General features: G+C 65.3%; 14 protein-coding genes. 5 read left to right on the top strand and 9 right to left on the bottom strand.

Annotated features, from left to right (window positions below):
- Window positions 1–6: 6 nt before the first annotated feature.
- The gene (locus tag MAB_RS11285) at window positions 7–6,372 is read right to left on the bottom strand and encodes a type I polyketide synthase (protein WP_005096246.1); all 6,366 of its coding nucleotides are present in this window, start codon (window positions 6,370–6,372) and stop codon (window positions 7–9) included.
- Between the two features lie 225 nt (window positions 6,373–6,597).
- Between MAB_RS11285 and MAB_RS11280 the strand changes: the two genes are divergently transcribed.
- The 4 genes from MAB_RS11280 (at window position 6,598) to MAB_RS11265 (ending at window position 11,459) form a co-directional block, all read left to right on the top strand.
- Complete coding sequence (locus tag MAB_RS11280) at window positions 6,598–6,996, top strand: MmpS family transport accessory protein (RefSeq protein ID WP_005080067.1); 399 nt, start codon at window positions 6,598–6,600, stop codon at window positions 6,994–6,996.
- The gene (locus tag MAB_RS11275; protein ID WP_005092322.1) at window positions 6,993–10,001 is read left to right on the top strand and encodes an MMPL/RND family transporter; all 3,009 of its coding nucleotides are present in this window, start codon (window positions 6,993–6,995) and stop codon (window positions 9,999–10,001) included. The genes MAB_RS11280 and MAB_RS11275 overlap by 4 nt, the downstream gene beginning before the upstream one ends.
- 32 nt (window positions 10,002–10,033) lie before the next feature.
- On the top strand, window positions 10,034–10,927 hold the full coding sequence (locus MAB_RS11270; protein ID WP_005110723.1) for a class I SAM-dependent methyltransferase: 894 nt from the start codon (window positions 10,034–10,036) through the stop codon (window positions 10,925–10,927).
- A gap of 196 nt (window positions 10,928–11,123) precedes the next feature.
- Window positions 11,124–11,459: an RNA polymerase-binding protein RbpA gene (locus MAB_RS11265; RefSeq protein ID WP_005061379.1), complete on the top strand. Its 336-nt coding sequence runs from the start codon at window positions 11,124–11,126 to the stop codon at window positions 11,457–11,459.
- Here MAB_RS11265 and MAB_RS25315 read toward each other — a convergent pair.
- On the bottom strand, window positions 11,456–11,584 hold the full coding sequence (locus MAB_RS25315; RefSeq protein WP_005092327.1) for a hypothetical protein: 129 nt from the start codon (window positions 11,582–11,584) through the stop codon (window positions 11,456–11,458). The genes MAB_RS11265 and MAB_RS25315 overlap by 4 nt on opposite strands.
- Window positions 11,585–11,634: 50 nt before the next feature.
- Here MAB_RS25315 and MAB_RS11260 point away from each other — a divergent pair, with 50 nt between their 5' ends.
- Window positions 11,635–11,892 (top strand): SDR family NAD(P)-dependent oxidoreductase, encoded by a 258-nt coding sequence (locus MAB_RS11260; RefSeq protein WP_005110720.1) that lies wholly within the window; start codon window positions 11,635–11,637, stop codon window positions 11,890–11,892.
- 62 nt (window positions 11,893–11,954) lie between these two features.
- On the opposite strand, the gene MAB_RS11255 is transcribed toward MAB_RS11260, so the two are convergent.
- The 7 genes from MAB_RS11255 to cobN form a co-directional block, all read right to left on the bottom strand.
- Entirely contained in the window at window positions 11,955–12,716 is a 762-nt protein-coding gene (locus tag MAB_RS11255) for a polyprenol monophosphomannose synthase (RefSeq protein WP_005061374.1), read from the bottom strand.
- A gap of 5 nt (window positions 12,717–12,721) precedes the next feature.
- The gene (lnt, locus tag MAB_RS11250; RefSeq protein WP_005086490.1) at window positions 12,722–14,530 is read right to left on the bottom strand and encodes an apolipoprotein N-acyltransferase; all 1,809 of its coding nucleotides are present in this window, start codon (window positions 14,528–14,530) and stop codon (window positions 12,722–12,724) included.
- The gene (locus MAB_RS11245) at window positions 14,523–16,058 is read right to left on the bottom strand and encodes an amidohydrolase (RefSeq protein ID WP_050438729.1); all 1,536 of its coding nucleotides are present in this window, start codon (window positions 16,056–16,058) and stop codon (window positions 14,523–14,525) included. The genes lnt and MAB_RS11245 overlap by 8 nt, the downstream gene beginning before the upstream one ends.
- A 191-nt stretch (window positions 16,059–16,249) precedes the next feature.
- Entirely contained in the window at window positions 16,250–16,762 is a 513-nt protein-coding gene (locus tag MAB_RS11240) for an FxsA family protein (protein WP_005086493.1), read from the bottom strand.
- A gap of 38 nt (window positions 16,763–16,800) precedes the next feature.
- Window positions 16,801–17,202: a PPOX class F420-dependent oxidoreductase gene (locus MAB_RS11235; protein WP_005080074.1), complete on the bottom strand. Its 402-nt coding sequence runs from the start codon at window positions 17,200–17,202 to the stop codon at window positions 16,801–16,803.
- Window positions 17,203–17,212: 10 nt separating this feature from the next.
- Window positions 17,213–17,617: a PPOX class F420-dependent oxidoreductase gene (locus tag MAB_RS11230; RefSeq protein WP_005086494.1), complete on the bottom strand. Its 405-nt coding sequence runs from the start codon at window positions 17,615–17,617 to the stop codon at window positions 17,213–17,215.
- A gap of 9 nt (window positions 17,618–17,626) precedes the next feature.
- Entirely contained in the window at window positions 17,627–21,250 is a 3,624-nt protein-coding gene (cobN, locus tag MAB_RS11225; RefSeq protein ID WP_005086495.1) for a cobaltochelatase subunit CobN, read from the bottom strand.
- Window positions 21,251–21,269: the final 19 nt, after the last annotated feature.

Below are 21,269 nucleotides of genomic sequence, written 5' to 3'. Positions count from 1 at the left end.
AACCAGTTATATCCCGTCGTGATCGGGATCGCCGACCCCTTGAGCGATAAGTAGTGCCACCCGGGCACCCACCGCCTCGAGGGTGAGGTCCGGGGTGAACTGGAAGGCACTGATCTGAATGTTCAACTGCTTACCGGCGCGTGCCGCGAACTCCACCGCCATCAGGGAATCGATCCCCAGATCCGCGATCGGTCCCTTGGGATCGATGCTGTCGACGTCGACCTTCAGGACGTTGGCGAGTTCCTTGGCCAGTTCCTTGGTGACCATCGGACCCCGTTCTTCCTCCGGCAGTGCCAACACCGCCGCACGGAATGCGGCCTGTTCATTGGATACCGCGGCGGCTTCTGCCGACAAATGGGCGAAACGCGTGCTCTTGGCGGTCGAGGGCAAGGGGGTGCGCAAGACCCCCCAATCGATGCCGGCGATGGCAACATGCGACAACGGGAAGCGTGAGCATTCCCGCATGAAGGCCGCCCCCATGTCCATGTTGAGGCGGCGCAGCCCCACCGAGTCGAGGAACTTAACGATCGCATCCGACTCGGCCATGCCGCCACCACTCATCGCACCCCAACTCACCGACAGCGCAGGCAGCCCGGCCGCGCGCCGCGATGCGGCGAGGCCGTCCAACACGCTGTTGGCTGCCGCATACGTCAGTTGCGGAACGATGCCGATGAGGCCGCTGATCGAGGAATACAGCACGAAATGATCGAGCGGAACATCGTGCTCGCGCGTGACCTTGTCGAGATTCAGCGCACCCTGCACCTTCGGCCGGAACACCTTGCGCAGCGACTCCGCACTGATATCGGCGATCACCTCGTCGTGGGCCACCGCGGCGGCGTGGAAGACACCGCGCAGCGGATGTCCGGAGGCCTCCACCTTCGCGATCAGATCCGCGACTTGGTCATAGTCACTGATGTCGACCTGTTCTTCCCACACGTCGACATCGGCGGCACGCAAGGCTTCGATCTGGGCGCGCGCCACCTCGGTGGCGGCGCCGCTGCGGCTGGCCAGAATCAGGTGGGTTGCGCCGGCCCTGGCCAGTGAGCGGGCCGTGGCCAAACCGAACCCGCCGAATCCACCGGTGATGAGGTAGGAGTGACCCGGACGCACCGGGGCTGGCTCGGGCTTCCGGGGCAACAGCGTCGGGGTCTGATCGCGCAGATCCAGGACAATCCGGCCCATGTGCTCGGCGCGGAACACCGCCTCGAACGCCCCGACGACCTCTTCGATCGGGAACCTCGTGTATGGCAGCGGGGTGAGCTTGCCCGCGGTGAGCATCTCGGTGCATTCGCGCCGCAACTCACGGAAAATCTCCGGGCGCAACCGCAGCATCCGGTCCATATCGATCGAGTGGAACGACAGATTACCGCTGAAGGGCTTAAGATCGGTTGCCCCGCCGAAGTAGATATCGGCCTTGCCGATCTCAATGATCCGGCAGAACTCCCCTGCGACGGCGAAGTTCTGGGCAATCATCTCGCCGGGCAGCGAGTTGTAGATCACGTCGACCCCACGTCCTTCGGTGATCTGCAGGATGTCGTCGACGAATCCGACAGACCGTGAGTCGAAGGCCGCGGTCGCGCCCAGGTCCAGCGCCGCGCGCCGCCGCTCCTCACTACCCGCCGTCGCGTAGACGACCGCACCCATATTGGCGGCAACTTGTACCGCGGCCATGCCCATACCGCCGGCCGCACCGTGGATGAGAACGGTCTCACCGGGCCGCACATCAGCGAGCTTGTAGAAGGCGTAGCCCGCGGTGAAGAACGGAACACCGGAACCCACGGCGAGCGGGTCGAACTCGTCGCGCTGCAGGTGCACGTCCGCTATCGGCTCCCAGGCTGCGCCGCCGTCGAGGTCGAATGTCAGGTAGCGGCGCAACAGGCCTCGCTCCGCCACCGCGATACTTTCGCCTACCCGAACCTCGGTGACCTGTGAGCCAACTCGGGTGATGACGCCGAAGCCCTCCATGCCGGGCTCCAGCTTGAAGTACGTCTTGCCGAGCTCACGCTCCGTGAGGATACCGAGCACCTTCAGCGGATCCTTGTAGTTGAGTCCCACAGTCTCGACACGGACCTCCACCTGCCGTGGACCGGGCTCTATGCGATCACATGCACGTAGCTTGATGTCCTTGAGCGTGCGGGTATCTGGGATCTGCACCTCATAGGCCACCTCGGGGTCCGTGGGCTCAAATGGTTCCTCCCAGGGTGCGACGAGTTCGGGCAGGGACCGCCGCATCCGCTGGGTCCAGCGCAGGCCCTGGCGCACCGCGACTTCTTCGGCGCGGTTCATCGCGCCGATCTCCGCGGTCACCTCCTCCGCGCTGACGGCTGCCGGCAGATCCACCAGAGACCATTTGGCGGGATGCTGCTCGTTCGCCAGCACTCTGCGTGCGCCCACCAATGCCGCCTGATCAAGATCCAGGTCGCGATCACCCGGAGCCAGGAAAGCGTTCTTGCTCACGAGGACTGCCTGTACATCCGGGCTCACGACACCGCGTTCGGTCTCGGCCTCCATGACCATGCGCAACGACTGTGCGACGGTGACGAGCCCCGCGACGTTCTCCACCGCGGACTTTCCGGAGCCCACCGTGACCAACACCCTCAAGAACTCGTCCCGATCCAGGGCCTCGGCGAAAGTGACTGCGAGATTTGCTTTTTCCACGGTGTCCGCATTCAGGACGACCACACCCGCGGCGGCCGCGCGGCGGGCTCCTTCGGCCACGGCCAGGGGTACCTGCGCGATCTCGACAATCACGTTCGCGGGACGGGCCGCGGGTGCGGTGGTAGTAGGCGCGGGTTGACCCTCAATCTCCTCTTCCAAAGGCTCCCAGCGAGGCTCGTAGAAGTACTGCTCAAGCTCGGACAGCGGCGTCGAGGCCGATCCCACCGGGCGTAGCGTGACCCCGGTCATGGCCAAGGCGACCTCGCCGTCCCGCGAAGCCAGGTAGGCATTGGCACACAACGGCTGCGTGCTGGTGATCTCGACGACCGCGACCGGATCCTCGGGAACCTCGCCATAGAGGCGCACCCGGTCAATCGACGCCGGCACATGCGCCGTCGGAGGTATGTCCAGCTCCGGGCGTGCCGCCAACAGCACCGCTATGCACTGCAGGGCAGCATCGGCAAGCGCGGGATGCACGGCATGCCGTTGCGCGGAAACGGATTCCGGACTCGCCAGTTGGGCGACACAACCGGCCGAGCCGATGCGCACACTCTGGATGCGCTGAAATGCCGGACCGTACGAAAGCCCCACGGCCGACAGTCCCTTGTAGACGTCCTCGCCGTCGAACACCCTGTCGTTCGCCGACCACGCCGACACGTCGATCCGCTTGGACCCCAGATTCGCCTCGACCAGCCGCCCGTTGGCATGTGCCGTCCACAGTTGGGTGTGCGCGGACCGGCCGTTGACGGTGAACCGCTTAGTCGGTTCGTCCACGGTGATTCGCGTGATCGGGGCGTCATGGTCGGCGACCACCAGCGGCACCGCGAACACCACCGAATCCAGGCCCGCTTGCGCCCGGCCAGAGCGTTGACGGACCGCGGACAACGCGGCATCCAGGTACGCGGTGCCGGGCAACACGACAGAGCCCAACACCGTATGGTCGGGTAGCCAGGGCAGATTCGCGGGAGCCAGGGTGACTTCCCACTGCGGCGTCAACGCGTCCACGCGGTCACCGAGCAGAGCGAAGCGGTCGGCGTCACCGTATCGCGCACGCAACGTGAGCGGATCCTCCTCCCACACCTCTTCTTGCGACCACGGATACTTCGGCAGATCCATATGCGGGACCACGCCACTCTCGTAGATATCGGCCTGTCCCGGCGCGTCAATCGCCCCCACCGCATACAGATCGGCGATGGCCTGCAACACCGACTGTTCGTCATCCTGGTCACGGTGCAGCGTCTGGATCGCGGCGCCGGACACGCTGTGGCGCACAAAACTTTCGCGGATGTTCCCGAGAAGCACCGGGTGGGGCCCGAGTTCCAGGAACACCCGGTACCGGTCCACGATGAGCGTATCCACGGCTTTCGCGAACAAGACGCTGTCGCGCACGTTCTTGCACCAGTAGTCGGGCTCGGCGAAGGCCGCGCTGTGCATCTTTTCTCCGGTGACCGTGGAGTACACCGGAACCGCTGCCTTGCGTGGGGTCAACCCCGCCAGCGCGGTCGCCAGTTCACCGAGGATGGGATCCATCAGCTGACTGTGGTACGGCACCTCGACGTGCAGCATCCGGGCGAAAATCCCGTCGCCGGCAAGCTCGTCGTGCAGGGTCTGCAGTGCCGCGGAGTCGCCGGAGAGTGTCGTCGCCGCCGTGCTGTTGATGGCGGCGACGCATACCGCGGAACCGAATCGTGCGGCGCGGCGCTGGGCCTCCTCGGCGTCCAGGCCCACCGCGAGCATGCCGCCCGACCCCGCCGTCTTGGCTTGCAGACGAGACCGGTGGAATGAGACCGTTGCGGCATCCCGCAGCGAGAGCGCGCCGCTGACATACGCGGCAGCCACTTCGCCGACACTGTGCCCCACCACAGCCGTGGGCCGGATTCCGAACTGTTGCAAGTGCTTTGCCAGCGCGGACTGCACCAGGAAGTTGGCCGGCTGGGCTATCTCGGTGCGGCTCACGCGTGAGTCTGCCTGTGGCCGTAGCAGCTCGGCGATCACAGACCAGCCCGAAATCTCTTGGAAGACTTCATCGATCTCGGCGGCGGCGTCCCGGAAGATCCCAGGGCGCTCCAACAAAGCACGCGCCATCCCCCACCACTGTGGGCCCATGCCGCTGAAGACGAACACCGGATCGGAGATCCCCTCGACGAGGGCGCGCGGTGGCGCCGCCTCATCGCTCGCCGCATAGGTATTCAGCTGCGCGAGAAGATCATCAGCGTCACGGTAGATGAACCCCTTGCGCAGGTAGTGTTGCGCTCGACGAGCCGTCGCGGCGGTCTTCAAACGCTGCGCACCGTCCTGGGAGAGATCCGAGCTCAACTGCTTGGCGTAGCGCCCGGCCACCTCGTGCAGTGCGGAGCCGCTGCGGGCGGAGACTGGGAATATCCGGATGCTGTCTCGAGCCGGAGCCTCCGTCTGCACCGGCGCGGGGGGCTCCTGCACCAGTACATGTGCGTTGGTCCCGCCATAGCCGAAGCTGTTCACCGCCGCATAGGCTGGTGCGCCTAGATCGGGGTACGGCTCGACCTCCGTCGGGATCCGGATCTGCAACTGGTCAAACGGGATTTCGGGATTGAGCTTGTCCAGCACGACCTGCGGTGCGATGGTGCGGCGCTGCACGGTGAGCGCGGCCTTGATCAAGCCCGCGACTCCGGCCGCGGCCTCGGTGTGCCCAAAATTGTTCTTCACCGAACCGATCACCAACGGCCGCGCCCGCCCGGCCACCCTGCCGTATGAGTGGCCCAACGCCTGCGCCTCCAGCGGATCACCCACACTGGTGCCGGTGCCGTGCGCCTCGATGTACCCGACCAGTGCCGGATCGATACCCGCCTCCTTGATCACCCGGTCCGCGAGGCGCTGCTGCGACACCGGGTTTGGCACCGGCAGCGCGATCGTTCGTCCGTCTTGATTAACCCCGCTGCCGCGGATCACCGCATAGATATGGTCACCGTCCCGTTGGGCCTGCTCGAGGTTCTTGAGCACCACAATCCCGACGCCCTCACCCCGGCCATAACCGTCGGCCGCGGCGTCGAACGACTTACTGCGGCCATCGGCAGCCAGGAATCGGCCCTTACACATGGTAATGAACGTCTCCGGCTGGAACATCACGTTCACCCCGCCGGCAAGCGCCACGTCGCACTCTCCGTTCGCGACCGCCCGCACCGCCAGATGGGTGGTAACGAGTGAGGACGAACACGCCGTGTCTACCGTCATGCTCGGACCCCACAGATCCAGGGCATGGGCGATGCGGTTGGACAGCAAGGTCTGCGAGGCACTAAAGGCCGCAAAGTTGTTGATCTTCTCGAGGTTTCGGGCCAAACCCCGACTGATCATGTTGTCGTTCATAAAGCCGCCAATGAACGTACCCACATTGCCGCCCACCGCCTGCCCGGCGATCCCCGCGTCGTCGAGCGCCTCCCACGTGGTCTCCAAAAGCAGCCGCTGCTGCGGATCCAGCACGGCCGCCTCGCGATGCGAAATCCCGAAGAAATCCGCGTCGAACCGCCGGAACTCCTGCGTCAGAAAACTACCCCGGCGTGTATACATCCGGCCCGGGGTATCGGGGTCCGGGTCGTAATACTTATCCGCATCCCACCGGTCTTTCGGAATGTCTGCGACCGCGTCCCCTTTGTGTAACACAAAGTTCCAGAAACTATCCGCATCACCAATACCCCCGGGAAACCTGCATCCAATGCCAATGATGGCCACCGCGACCAATGTGCTGCCCTCTCCTAGTAATTGGACCAACCGGAAACACCGAAACTTTTGCGGAAACCGCGGGACACCCTCAGCTCATCTGCCATCATCGTCACCATCAAAGATGCTTTACCTGCCCTGTCATCCTGTGGAATTCGCACTGTACGCGCATGATTGGCAACACGAAGGGTGTTTCACAATGACTTTGCCGCTTCCCTCAAAGGCCAATCAATGAGAAACACTTGGGTGTATCTTGTTGTGCTGGCAGTGCTTACCGTCGCGGCGCTGTTCATCCTCAAACTGCGTGCGAGCGATATCCCCGACGAGGCGGCCGGGACGGTCAGCCGCCTCCCCACGCTGGGCAGCCTTTCTGAACGGACCATCCAATACGAGGCCGTCGGCCCCGCCGGGACTCCGGCGACGGTGTCCTACCTGGACGACGACGGCCACAACCAGAACGTCGACACGGTCCTGCCCTGGCAGGAGGCGCTACGCACCGTGGAGCCGTCCCTGGTGACCAGCATGGTCGTACAGTCCAACAGCTCGGGAGTCGGATGCCGGATCACCGTCGATGGGAAGGTCCGGGACGAGCAAGTCGCCACCGCCAGCGGAGGCATCGCCAGCTGCAAGGTGCAAGTCGCATGAAGAAGAAGGACGAGAGCGAAGCAGATACCGGCCCGATAGCGGCTCCCGTTGGCGCCGAGACATTCTCGGCTCGATCACGGGCATTCGGTAGGCGGGTACGCAACGAGTTTGTGGTGCCGTTTCGTCGGGGAACCTACGCCGGCACAAGCACCAACGCCGGGCAGCGGCGGCCGCTGTACGCCCGACTGTTGTATGGACTATCCATACCCATCGTCATCCTATGGGTGTTGTTGGCGTGCGGGCTCAATGCCGCTGGGCCGCAACTGGAGAAGGTGATCGAGGGACACGCGTTGTCCTTCCTGCCCGACGAGGCGTCCTCGGTACAGGCGCTGGCCAACATGGGCAAGTACTTCGGCAACGGCGGCACCAACAACTTCGTGGCGGTCCTGGCCGAGGGCGACAAGCCGTTCGGCGCCGAGATGCACCGCTACTACGCCGACCTGATGGAAAAATTCAAGGCCGACAACAAACACGTCATCACCACCATCGACCTGTGGTCCGACCCCTCCTTCGCGCCGGCGTTCGAAAGCCGCGACCGCAAGGCCTCCTTCAGTTATCTGAACCTGGCCGGAAATATGGGCACCGCCCTGGCCATGGAATCCACCCAAGCCGTCCGCGACATCGTCAAGGCCTACCCGCCGCCGGACGGAGTCAAGATCTACGTCACCGGCCCCTCGGCGGTCGTCAATGATGAACTGCTGGCGATCAATCGGTCCATCCTGCCGATCATCATCGCCTGCGCCATCTGCATCACCATCATCATGTCGCTGACCTACCGCTCACTGTTCACCGCCTCCATGCCCCTGCTCGTGGTGGCGGTCGCGCTGGTGACCGCCCGCCCGATCGTGGCCCTGCTCGGCCAGCACGGCATCATCGGCATCTCCATCTTCGCCTCCAGCCTGCTGGCCGGCATCGTGCTGGGCGCGGGTACCGACTACGGCATCTTCCTGCTCGGCAGATATCAAGAAGCACGCCGCGCCGGCCAAGACCCCACCTCGGCCTACTACACCGCGTTATCCAGCGTGCAACGCATCATCTTCGCCTCCGGGCTCACCGTTGCCGGCGCCACCGCCTGTATGACACTGACCCGACTCGCGGCGTTTTCCACCTCCGGTCTGCCCTGCACCATCGGCATCCTTACCGCCCTGGCCGCCGCGCTGACCCTGGGCCCGGCGCTACTGGCCATCGGCTGCCGCCTCGGACTCTACGAACCACGCGGGGACCGGGCCGTGCGGCGCTGGCGGCGCATCGCCACCCACGTGGTCCGTTGGCCCGGCCCCGTGCTCGCCGGCAGCCTGGCCGTGCTGGCGCTGGCAATCCTGGTCCTGCCCACCTACGTCATCAGCTACAACGAACGCGCCGCACAACCGGCCAACACCGAAGCAAACCTGGGCCTGGATGCCGCCGATCGGCACCTACCCCCCAACCTGCTCAACCCGAACCTGCTTTTCGTCGAATCCGACCACGACATGCGCAACTCCGCCGACCTGATCGCCCTGGCCAAACTCACCAACGCCGTCTACTCCGTCGATGGCGTCCAAGCGGTACAAGGCATTACCCGTCCGCTGATCTCCCCACTGCCCCAGGGCACTCTGACCTATCAGGGTGGCTACATCGGCGAACGGATGTCCCAAATAGCCGAGATGGTCAGCACGCAACTCAACGGTATTGCCAGGATCACCGGCCAGATCGATCAGCTCTCCGTGGGTGTGAAAGTGGTTCTCAAGGATCTTGAGGTTACCCAGCGGGCCGTCGAATTGCCCGGCGGCGCAGGCAATGCCACCCGCCAGCGGCTGATCGAATTGTTGAAAACGGCGAAGGGCATCCACAATGAGATGCAGCCGCTGCTCGCCAGCGGCATCGATGCGGCGGGCCAGCTAGTCGATATGGTTCCGGACTGTCGGCAACTCATCCCGTGCAATTCGGCACTGACCGGTCTGGCGGTTCTGGACGGACTCAACCAGTCCGGGGGCCGCAAGTTCGAAGACCTCGTGGATGCTTCCCGCATCGCCTCGGAGTCCTTGCCGAACTTGGTGTCACAAGTCCGGTTGCTGGACCGCTTTCTGGCCGACTCGCAGCGCACGCTCACGCCCATCCGCGGCATGGCGGACTCGCTACTGGTCCAGATGAACGAAGTCACCGCGTTCTTGCGGGAGATCGCCGACACGTACATGAAGGGGGACCCCAGTGGGTACTTCTTCCTACCCAGCCAGGCTTTCGAATCACCGCTCTTCCAGTCCGCGCTGTCCGTCTTCTTCTCCCCGGACGGCAAGATCACCCGCATGCTCGTGATGGGCGACGTGAACTCGTTCAGCAAAGAGAGCATGGACTACAGCGCGAAGATCATCCCCACCGCCAAAGCCGCACTCAAAGGCACCTCACTAGGCGGCAGCAAGATCAGCATCGGCGGCGCCGGCGGCACACTGCTCAACATCGCCGCCTTCGCCAAGGAAGACTTCATCACCAGCGCCGTCGCCGCATTCGCCTTCGTCTTCTGTGTGGTTCTGCTGCTGTTGCGCAGCTTCGTCGCCGCCGTCGCCGTCGTCGGCACCGTGGGGCTGTCGTTCCTTTCGGCGTGGGGCCTCAGCGTGGCCATATGGCAGTACGGCATTGGCCTGCCCCTGCACTGGGCGGTGGCGCCGTGTTCCTTCATATTCCTGGTCGCGGTCGGCGCCGACTACAACCTATTGCTCGTCGCCCGGTTCAAGGAGGAGCTCCGGGCCGGAATCAAAACCGGCATCATCCGTTCCATGGTGGGCACCGGCAGTGTGGTGACCACAGCGGGCCTCATCTTCGGTTTCACCATGTTCGCGTTGATCGCCGGCTACTCCAGCACCCTGGCGCAGATCGGCACCACCGTGGGCGTCGGACTGCTGCTGGACACCCTCATCGTGCGCTCGCTCGTCATCCCGTCCATCGCGACACTGCTGGGACGGTGGTTCTGGTGGCCCATGCGGGTGCCGTGCCGCGCATTTCGAGAGACGGATCCGGCGGTGATTCGGTAATTGTCGGCTACCAGAGATTCGGAGACCACCGCGTGAAAAGTCGGCGCCTCGATCGCCGGGCGAGCTTCACGGCGCAATCCTGTGCCGCCCAGCGCGCAGCGGAAACGTTGCAGCCGCCGGATCGTCGTCTGCTCGATGATCCCTACTCGCGGTACTTCATCCACAGTCCCTTATTACGGGTGTGTTTGATCCATCCCCTGGCCGCGCGCGCATTCATCGAGGTGCTGAAATCTGTATTCGGCGCAGCCGGCCACTTTTTCTTGGTCTTGAGGGCGCGCTACACCGACGACGTGGTCGAGGCCGCCGTCAACGATGGTGTCGACCAGCTGGTGCTGTTGGGTGCCGGATTCGACACCACCGCGTTGCGCCGAGTCTCGAACAGCACCGTGAAGATCTTCGAGGTGGACGCACCAACCACTCAAGCAGACAAACGGGCCGTCATGGAGCGGCTCCGGCCAGTGCAATCCCCCAACCCGATTGTTTGGGTTCCTTGCGATTTCGAGCACGACACGCTCCGCGAGAAGCTTCTCGACAGCGGATTCGACCCCACCCGGCCGAGCCTGGTCGTTTGGCTTGGCGTCACCGCTTACCTCACCCGGGAAGCGCTTGATGCGACTTTGGCCGATCTCGCCTCGTTGTGTGCGCCCGGCAGCCGCCTGGTTTTCGACTATCTGGACACCGATGTCGTGGCCGGAGACAGTACGTCCCTTCGCGCCCGGCTCTGGACCCAGGCCGCTGCCCGGTTCGGGGAACCGTATCTCACCGGGCTCACCGCGACCGGCGCGGACGCTCTGCTGGCCGCGCATGGCTTCACCTGCGAGGCGCACCTGACCACGCGCGAGCTACTGCAGCACTACGCGTCCGCCGATGTCGGTCGGTCCTCGGTCGACGGCCGGGCGGCAATCACGACCGCGCAGCGCAGTTGACGCGGACGTAAAACTCCGCCACGCGTCACAGATGCGTAGCGGTGACGGTCAGGCGAGTGTTCACGAACTATAATGAGGGCCACAACCTGCGTGAACAGGGAACTAACGCCGCGGATACCGCGTTGAGGTAGACAGCCACCAGCAATCGAACGCGGGATCCGATCGCACAGACCCGCAGTGAAGAGGAGAAGTACACATGGCAGATCGTGTTCTACGAGGCAGCCGACTCGGCGCCGTCAGCTACGAAACCGATCGTGACCACGACCTGGCGCCGCGTCGCATGGCCCGTTATCGCACCGAGAACGGCGAAGAGTTCGATGTTCCGTTCGCTCATGACGCCGAGATCCCGGCCAACTGGGCGTGCCGCAACGGCCTGGAGGGCACACTGCTTGATGGCGACGTGCCCGAACCCAAGAAGGTCAAGCCGCCCCGCACACACTGGGACATGCTCCTGGAACGCCGCAGTGTCGAAGAGCTTGATGAACTGCTCAAAGAGCGCCTGGAGCTGATCAAGGGTCGCCGCCGCGGCTAGTCACGCACACCCATGAGTGTGTCGGGCAGGTCTATAGCGGGATCGGCCGTGCTGATCACCGGCGCCGCCCAGGGGTGAGCCACTGTCCGGATTTTCGCCGAGGACGGGGCATTTGTCGCAGTCACCGATCGGCGTCTGGAAGACGCGGCAGTAGTCGCCGACGCGATCGGTGAGCGTGCCGTGCCCTGGGGCCCTGGACGTCACCGATGACGCACAAATCAGCGAGGTCGTCGCTGCCGCGGGTGCGCGGTTCGGCCGTCTCGACATCCTCGTGAACAATGCCTGGCAGACGATCTGGGACGGGACGGAATCACGGTCAACTGCATCTGTCCGGGACCATCGATACCGCGATGACGGACGCGATCCCCGCCGAGGACAAGGACGCCTACGCTCGCTGGCGCACCGCGTGTGCTACCGGTCGCGTCAGATCTGACCGGCGCGGTTGTTCCTGTCGACGGTGGCCTGATGGCCTGCAACGCCTGAGGATCGGATACCTCAGCGATTGACGCCGCGGGCCCGGTCCAAGCGGCTTTGCACACCCCACTTGGTCACCTTGACCAGGGCCTCGTTGATGATCGAGCCACTCATCTTGGACTCTCCGATCGCACGTTCGGTGAAGGTGATCGGAACCTCGGCGACTTCGAAGCCGTGGGCGATGGTGCGCAGTGTCAGGTCGATCTGGAAGCAGTAGCCGTGTGATTCGACGGCTCCCAAATCCAGCTTTTCCAATACCTCACGCCGGTACGCGCGGTAGCCCGCGGTGATGTCGTGCGGTTTCACGCCCAGCACCAGCCGGGCATACACGTTCGCGCTGCGGGACAGCACCAGTCGGCGCCACGGCCAGTTGACCACGGTGCCGCCGGGCACGTACCGCGAACCGATCGCCAGATCCGCCCCGGCGTCCACTGCGTCCAGCAGTCGGGACAGCTGCTCGGGGGCGTGGCTGCCGTCGGCGTCCATCTCCACCAGCACCGAGTACTGACGGGCCAAACCCCAGCCGAACCCCGCAATGTACGCGGCACCCAGGCCGCCCTTTTCCTTGCGATGCATGACGTGCACACGGTCAGGGTCGGCGAGGGCGGCCTCGTCGGCCAGTTCCCCGGTACCGTCCGGACTCCCGTCATCGACTATCAACACGTGCACATCGGGCTGTGCCTTGTGCAACCGACCGAGGATCAGCGGGAGGTTCTCCCGCTCGTTGTACGTCGGAATGATCACCAGGGTCCGGGCACTCGGACGTTCGGTCACGGGATCCACTCCGGTCAGGTCTCCTTAGTCGGTGAGGCCGGCTCAACCTCGGGTTCCGGCCTCTTCAGCCCTCCATTGTGCAGTATCGCCAGGCCAGCCGAGGCCAGGACGGCCAGTCCGGCGATCAGAGCAAGCGCCCATTCCACCCAGGGACCCCATTGCGTGGCGGGTGTCAGGTCGTTGTGCAGTCGCACCTGCATATCGATGTACGCCGGTTCGAAGAACGTGGTGCGACCCGCGTCGACCCCGTCCGGGGAGACAAAGGCGCTGATCCCGGTGGTTCCGACGACGACGACTTCACGGTCGTGTTCAACGGCCCGCACCTTCGAGATGGCCAGTTGCTGCTCGCTCATCGCGCTGCCGAACAGGGCATTGTTGCTCGGTACCGCGAGAATCTCGGCACCGTTGAGTGTGGATTGGCGCAGCGCCCTGTCGAAGAGCACCTCCCAGCACGTGGCGACACCGATGTTGACGCCGCCGGCAGTGACGACACCGTTGCCGTCCCCAGGCACGAAGTATCCGGCGCGATCGGCGTACTCGGAGAAGTGCGCGAAGAAGCTGCGCCACGGCAAATACTCACCGAACGGCTGCACGATCTGCTTGTCATGACGTTCGCCGGGGCCGGTGTTCGGGTCCCACACGATGATCGAGTTGATCGACTTCGGTTGTTCGGGGGTGGAGTCCGGGTGCCGCAGCACGCCACCCACAAGAATCGGCACCCCGATGGCTTGCGCCGCCTCGTTGATGGCCTCGGCCGCGTCGGCGTTTCGGATGGGATCGATGTCTGAGGAATTCTCGGGCCACACCACGAACTGCGGGGCGGGGGCCTTCCCGGCCTTGACATCCTGAGCGAGCAGGACGGTCTCCTTGACGTGGTAATCCAGCACGGCGCGCCGCTGCGCGTTGAAATCCAGGCCCAGCCGGGGCACATTCCCCTGAACAGCGGCGACGGTGACAGTCCGCCCGTCGGTCGCGCCATGGCTGGCGTGCCGAACCTGCTGCCAGCTGATCGCCATCGCGAACAGGACAAGACATACACACACTCCCGGCAGTAGCACCGAGGGCATGGGGCGGGCACCATCCGGGCCCACCGAAGGGCTGCGCCACCAGCGGTACATCTCGATGCCCAGCGCGGTCACCGCGAATGCCCCGAGGGCCACCGCGAAGGACACCAGCGGCGCTCCCCCGTACCGCGCAAGGCCCAACATTGGGCTGTCGCCCTGTCCGAATGCAACACGGCCCCACGGGAATCCACCAAATGGGATGCTCGCCTTGCCCCACTCCGTGGCTGACCACGCCGCGGCGAACCACAACGGCCAACCGGGCAGGTTCCGCACCGCGACGGCAAGCAGCCCGAACAGTGCCACCCACAGCGCGCATAGCAGGGACAGCGCCAACCAGGGCACGGCACCCACCAGCTGCCCGGTCCAGGGCAGCAGCGGGATGAAGAACGCGAGACCGAAGAGCAGCCCGTACCCGAGTCCACCGCGCAGCGTGGTTCTCGGCGACCAGAGCACCAGCCCCAGGACCGACAGCGCGGGAAATGCCGCCCACCAGAAACCCCACGGCGGGAAGCTCGCGCACAATGCCAGGCCCGCGATAAGCGCCGCGCCCTGGCGGGTGGCCGTTCGCATCCACGCCCGACCGAATGCGACGATGCGGGCACCTACCGCCGCCGCGAAAAGCTTGCCGCGCGAGGGACCAGTCTCGGCGGGAGCCTCGGGTTCGTCGGCTATCGAATCCTCGGTCCGCTCGCCGCCGAGGTCAGCCACTTCATCGCCACGAGTCTCGGCAACAGACTCCTCGACTGTTTCGTCAGCCATGGATCACCTTGCCGCGGTGGACGGTTCGAAGACACGTGGGGAGCGCTGCGGCGCCGTCCGACAGATCCGGTAAGGCCGGCACACGCGAACGCGGGTCGGTGGACCAGCGCTGAACTCCCGGTTGACTGGTGTTGATGGTCAAGTCCCCTGTCTCCCAGATCGCGTAGCTGGCAAGCGCTCCCGGGGTCAGCGTGCCGGTCACACCGTCGTGAACCCCCTGCGCGCGCCAGCCACCTCGGGTAGCGGCGCCGAATGCCGCGCGCACCGATACCGAACTACTCGGGGTGCGGTGATGTGCTGCTGCCCGCACCGTCACCCACGGGTTCATGGGCGTGACGGGGGCGTCGGAACCGAACGCTAGGGGCACGCCTTGGGATGCTAACAGCGCCAGCGGGTTTAGCTGAGTACCCCGGTCCGCGCCGAGCCTGTCGGCATACATGCCGTCTGGACCGCCCCAGAGGGCGTCGAAGGCCGGTTGCACGCTGGCAATCACCCCGAGACGACCAAGTTGTCCGGCCTGCGCGGCGGACACCATTTCGAGGTGCTCCAGGCGGTGGCCACACCGCGCCACTGCGGGCACCCCGTGCCGCTCGGCAACCCGGCCCAGGGCGTCGATAACCTGGGTGACGGCGGCATCTCCTATCACGTGGAACCCCGCCGTGATGCCGGCCCGCGTGCACGAGTCCAGATGCGCTTCAACTGTTTCGGCGTCCAGATGTCTGCTTCCGCAGGTATGCGGCGCGTCGTGATAGGGCTCCCGTAGCCAGGCGGTACGCGATCCCAACGCCCCATCGACGAAGAGGTCCCCGGCCAGACCCGCCGCCCCCGTGGCGGCGACGAGCTCACCCGCGTGGTCAGGGTCGCGGGCCGGTTCTCCCCAGTACCCGGTGACCTGCACTCCGTGCTCGGTGGCCAACAGCTCACGGAAGTCCTCCAACCCACCGATCTCGGGCCCTCCGCATTCGTGCACCGATACGATCCCGAGCGACGCGGCGGCGTCCAGGGCCGCCCGACGCGCCTGTGCTCGCCCAGCGGCCGAGAACGCTCCGCGCGCATGAGCCCGCAACAGATGGTGCGCCGCCCCGATCAGTGGCCACTCGGGGTGAAAGCCCGCCGCCTCGGCAAGTCCGGGCACCTGCTGCCGCAGTGCCGTGGACGCCGCGGCCGAATGCACGTCGATGCGGGCGAGGTAAACGGCCCGGCCGGATGCCGCCGTGTCGAGCTCGGTGGTGGTCAACGGACGGCCATCCGGCCACCGCGATTCGTCCCAGCCATGGCCCCAAATCACCTCGTTGGGATGCTCCCTCGCGTACGCGGCCAGCCGGTCCAGGCACTGTTCGCGCGCGGTCACATCCGACAAGTCGAGCCCGATGAGGGATAGCCCGAGTGCCGTCACGTGGACATGGGCATCGACAAACGCGGGCGCGACGAAGGCACCTTCCAGGTCCACGATCTCGGCATCCGGAAACTCGGCCCGACCGAGGTCGTCCTCGCCGATCCAGCTGATGACATCGCCGGTCACCGCCATAGCGGTCGCGGCCGGATGCGACGGGCTGTACACGCGGGCGTTGATGAGTAGTTGCGATGAGCCGCTTGCGCGAAGAGCGCCAGGCCGCGATGAGCCGCTTGCGCGAAGAGCATCAGGCCGCGATGAGCCGCTTGCGCGAAGAGCATCCGAACGAGTCTGCACTCGGTAATTCTGCCGGGTTTCGGCGACGTCTACGCGGGCAGGTCGTGGCCGGGGCGATATCTATAGGTCTGCGGGCCGGATTCGTCGGCGACGTCAATCACCTCGCCGTCGATGTAGTCGACCGTGGTCGGCCGGGGTGCGGTGCGCTGATACGCGCCATATCCGGTCGGGATGACGCCGATCAGGGGTGCACGCCGGCTCAGCTGCCGTGCCGCGACGAATGCCAGGAGCGGCCGCAGCACCGCACGGGTCGGCGGCAGAAGCAACAGCAGTCCGAGGGCCGAGGACACCAGTCCGGGGATCACCACCGCAATGGTGCCGAGCGCGATCAGCGCGCCGTCGGCGATGGCCCCACCGGGAGACCTGCCACCGCGTCGCAACTGGCCAAGGGCTCGCCTGGCCTGTGAACCGGCCAGCACGAGACCGATGACGAAGGCTCCTGCCACGGCGAGGATGGTCCAGCCGATGCCCACCGTCGAGGTCAACGCCACGAGGGCGGACACCTCGACAATCACGTACAGCAGAAACAGGCCTGGCCACATATCGCGTCAACGAGCCGGCCGGCCGCCAGGTTCCCGGGTCAGCCGGTGATGGCCAGCCCGATGGTGCCGCTGCGCCCGCGACGCAGGATGCTCGCCTTCACCAGCAGCCAGCCCAGTACGCCGTACTTGCGGGTGATGGCCGCGCGAGCCCGTTCGGTGCCGTCAGCGTCCAGCACCCTCGCAGTTCCTTCGATCTCACCGCTACGAACGTTGCCCCGCACATCACAGACGGCCAGCGTCACGCGCGGGGTGTTGCGGATGCGCCGCACCTTCCACGAGTTGGTCTCGGTCCACACCAGCAGCTCGCCGTTCTCCGGGGCCGCCCACACCGCGGCGGGCTTGGCCCGGCCGTCTTTGGTGTAGGTGGTCAACAAGACATATTTGGCGGCGCAGATGTCGTCGAACGTCGGCACCGTGAGGTTCGCACCCATGCCGACCATCGTAGGGAGGTCAGTGACCTTCCGGCGCGCCCAGCGTCACCGAAATTCCGACCCTGACGCCCACGCGACGTGAGTTGAAGGCGGACACCATCCGGCCGAACAACCCGTAACGCTTGATCACCGTGGCACGGATGCGTTCGACCGAGGCCGGGTCCTCGACCACGGCGGCGGTGGCCTCGGCCGTCGGGCTGATCACCCGTCCGCGTTGGGTGCATACGGCCACCGTCACCTTGGGGCTCCGCCGGATGCGCTTGATCTTCCAGGAGTCGCCCCCCGTGGTCATCAGTAGCTCGTCGCCCTCGGTGACGAACCACATGGGGGTGGGCTTCGGTATCCCGTCCTTGGTGAAGGTGGTCAACAAGATGTAACGGCCCATCGCAACCGTGGCGATGTCTAAGCCTTTGTCCCGGGCCATCCCCCGATGCTACGACTCCAGCTCGCCCTCGGTTTCGAGGAAGACATTTCGCAAATCATCCAAAACTTGCTGATCGGGCTTCTCCCACAATCCACGACTGGCCGCCTCCAGCAGTCTCTCCGCGATACCGTGCAGCGCCCAGGGGTTTGACTGTTGCATGAACTTGCGGTTCTGCTCGTCGAGCACATAGCTGTTGGTCAGCTGCTCATACATCCAGTCGGCCATCACGTTCGCGGTCGCATCGTATCCGAACAGATAGTCAACGGTGGCTGCCATTTCGAAGGCACCCTTGTACCCGTGCCGGCGCATCGCCTCCAACCATCGCGGGTTGACCACACGCGCACGGAAAACCCTTGTGGTTTCTTCGGATAACGTGCGAGTACGCACCGAGTCGGGTCGAGTGTTGTCACCGATGTAGGCGGCCGGAGCCTTGCCGGTGAGCGCCCGAACCGCCGCGACCATACCGCCGTGGTACTGGAAATAGTCATCGGAATCGGCAATGTCGTGTTCGCGGGTATCGGTGTTCTTGGCGGCCACCGCGATTCGCCGATATTGGTGACGCATGTCCTCGCTGGCGGCGGCACCATCGAGCCCGCGGCCGTAGGCGAACCCACCCCACGCCGTGTAGACCTGCTCCAAATCGGAATCATTGCGCCAGTTTTGGCTGTCGATCAGCTGCAGCAGCCCGGCGCCGTAGGTGCCCGGCTTGGAGCCGAAGATCCGCATGGTCGCGCGCCGCCAATCGCCGTGTTCGGCGCGGTCCGTCTCGGCGTGCGCACGCAGATAATTCTGGGCAGCGGGTTCATCCAGACCGGCGGCCAGCGCGACGGCATCGTCGAGCATGGTCACCACGTGCGGAAAGGCATCGCGGAAGAATCCGGAGATGCGCACGGTGACATCGATCCGCGGGCGCCCCAGTTCTGCCAGCGGTATGGCCTCCAGACTCACCACGCGCCGCGAGGCGTCGTCCCACACCGGTCGAACACCCAGCAGCGCAAGCACTTCGGCGATATCGTCGCCTGAGGTCCGCATTGCCGACGTTCCCCAGATAGACAACCCCACCGACCGCGGCCAATCACCGTAGTCGGACCGGTAGCGGTCTAGCAGCGAATCGGCCATGGCCTGGCCGGTCTCCCAGGCCAGCTTCGACGGCACCGCCTTGGGATCCACCGAATAGAAGTTGCGCCCGGTCGGTAACACGTTGACCAACCCGCGCAGCGGTGAACCGGAGGGGCCGGCCTCGATGAATCTGCCGTCCAGCGCACGAAGAACCGCATCAATCTCACCGTCGGTGCCGTTGAGCCTTGGCACCACCTCGGTGGCCGCGAACCGCAAGATCTGCGCTACCTGCGGGTCGTCGGTGAGCTCGTCGGCCGCATCCGGACTCCACGATGCGGACTGCAGAGCGGTCAACAACGAATGTGCCTGCTGATCGATCTCATCCACACGGCTGCGGTCGTCGGTGCCGTCTTCGGCAAGGCCCAGCGCCTGACGTAATCCGGGTACCGACTGCTCACCGGCCCACATCTGGCGTGCCCGCAGAATTGCCAGTACCAGATCGACCTGGGCCCCTCCTTCGGGAGCACTGCCCAGGATGTGCAAGCCATCCCGGATCTGCACATCCTTGATCTCGCAGAGCCATCCGTCGACATGCAGCAGCATGTCGTCGAAGACCTCCTCGTCGGGGCGCTCATCCAGGCCCAGGTCGTGGTCCATTTTCGCCGCCCGCATCAGCGTCCAGATCTGTTGGCGGATGGCGGGCAGTTTGGCCGGATCCAGCGCCGAGATATTCGCGTGCTCATCCAGCAGTTGCTCCAAACGCGCGATGTCCCCGTAGGTTTCGGCACGCGCCATGGGCGGAATGAGATGATCGACAAGGGTCGCGTGAGCACGCCGTTTGGCTTGAGTGCCCTCCCCCGGGTCGTTGACCAGGAACGGATAGATCAGCGGCAGATCGCCGATCGCGGCATCGGTGGCACAATCTGCCGACAGCCCGACAGTTTTCCCGGGAAGCCATTCCAGGTTTCCGTGCTTGCCAAGGTGAACCAGCGCGTCGGCGCCGAAGCCACCCTCGTCACGGGAAGCCGACAGCCAGCGGTACGCGGCGAGGTAGTGATGACTCGGGGGCAGGTCGGGATCGTGATAAATGGCAACCGGATTCTCACCGAATCCCCGGGGTGGTTGCACAAGCAGCACTGTGTTGCCTGCCTGTAGTGCGGCAATCACAATATCGCCGTCGGGGTTGGCGCTGGTGTCGACGAACAGCTCTCCCGGCGGCGGACCCCAGTGTTCGACAACCTGCTCGGCGAGCCCGGGAGCGAGCCGGGAGAACCACTCCCGATACTGCCGCGCCGGCACACGAATCGGGTTGCCCGCCAGCTGGTCCGAGGTGAGCCAGTCTGGGTCCTGACCGCCACGCTCGATGAGTGCGTGGATCAGGGTGTCGCCATCGCCATCCCCGGCGGGCCTACCCGTGGCGGGCAGACCCGGAATGTCACCATCAGCGCCCACGTCATAGCCTGCATCGCGCATGGCGGTCAGCAACGCCACCGCGCTCGCCGGGGTGTCCAGTCCCACCGCATTCCCGATCCGTGCATGCTTGGTGGGATACGCGGAGAAGACCACGGCGATCCGGCGCTCACCGGGCGGTATCGATCGAAGTTTCGCGTGCCGCAAGGCGATACCCGCCACCCGCGCGCAGCGCTCGGTGTCGGGAACATAGGTGATGAGCCCGTCGCCGTCTATCTCCTTGAAGGAGAACGGCACCGTGATGATGCGTCCGTCGAATTCCGGGACCGCCACCTGAGTGGCGACATCCAGCGGGCTCATGCCGTCGTCGTTGGCGTCCCAATCCTCACGGGGGCTGGTCAGACACAGTCCCTGCAAGATCGGGATATCAAGAGCCGCAAGATGAGCCACGCTCCATTCATCATCGGCTCCCCCGGCGCCCACGGCCGCCGGAATGGCACCGCCAGCCGCCAGCACCGTGACCACCATGGCGTCGGCGGCCGCGAGTGTCTCCAGCAGCTCCGGCGGGGCAGTACGCAGCGACGCGCAATACACCGGAAGAGCGTTCCCGCCATGGTCTTCGATGGCCGTGCACAGGGCATCGACGTACGCGATGTTTCCGGCGAGCTGTTGGGCGCGGTAGTACAGCACCGCGACCGTGGGGCCGTCCGGGGTAGCACGCGCGCCTTCTCGTTGCAGCACCCCCCACGCGGGGTTGGTCGCCGGCGGTTCGAATCCGATGCCGGTCATCAAGATGGTGTCCGACAAGAAGGCGTGCAGTTGGCGCAGGTTCGTCGTCCCGCCTTCAGCCAAGTACCGGTGCACCTGCAACGCCACCCCACCCGGGACGGTCGAACATTCCATCAGCTCGGCGTCGGGTGCCTGCTCTCCGGAGACGACGACTGCCGGTACGCCGGATGCGATTACCGCGTCGATGCCCTCTTCCCAGCCGCGACGCCCGCCGAGCAGCCGAACCACCACGGCACCCATCCCGTCAAGCAGGCCGGGCAGGTCGTCGACGTGGATGCGAGAAGGGTTGGCCCACCGGTAGTTCGCTCCGCTGGCGCGCGCACTCAACAGGTCGGTGTCGGACGTCGACAAGATCAAGATCGGGGCATCGCTCACAAGACATTCGTACCGTAGT

The sequence above is a fragment of the Mycobacteroides abscessus ATCC 19977 genome, assembly GCF_000069185.1.
GTDB classification, from domain to species: domain Bacteria; phylum Actinomycetota; class Actinomycetes; order Mycobacteriales; family Mycobacteriaceae; genus Mycobacterium; species Mycobacterium abscessus.
The sequence above is the reverse complement of the archived record's forward strand: the minus strand, read 5'-3'. Positions and strand labels throughout refer to the sequence as shown.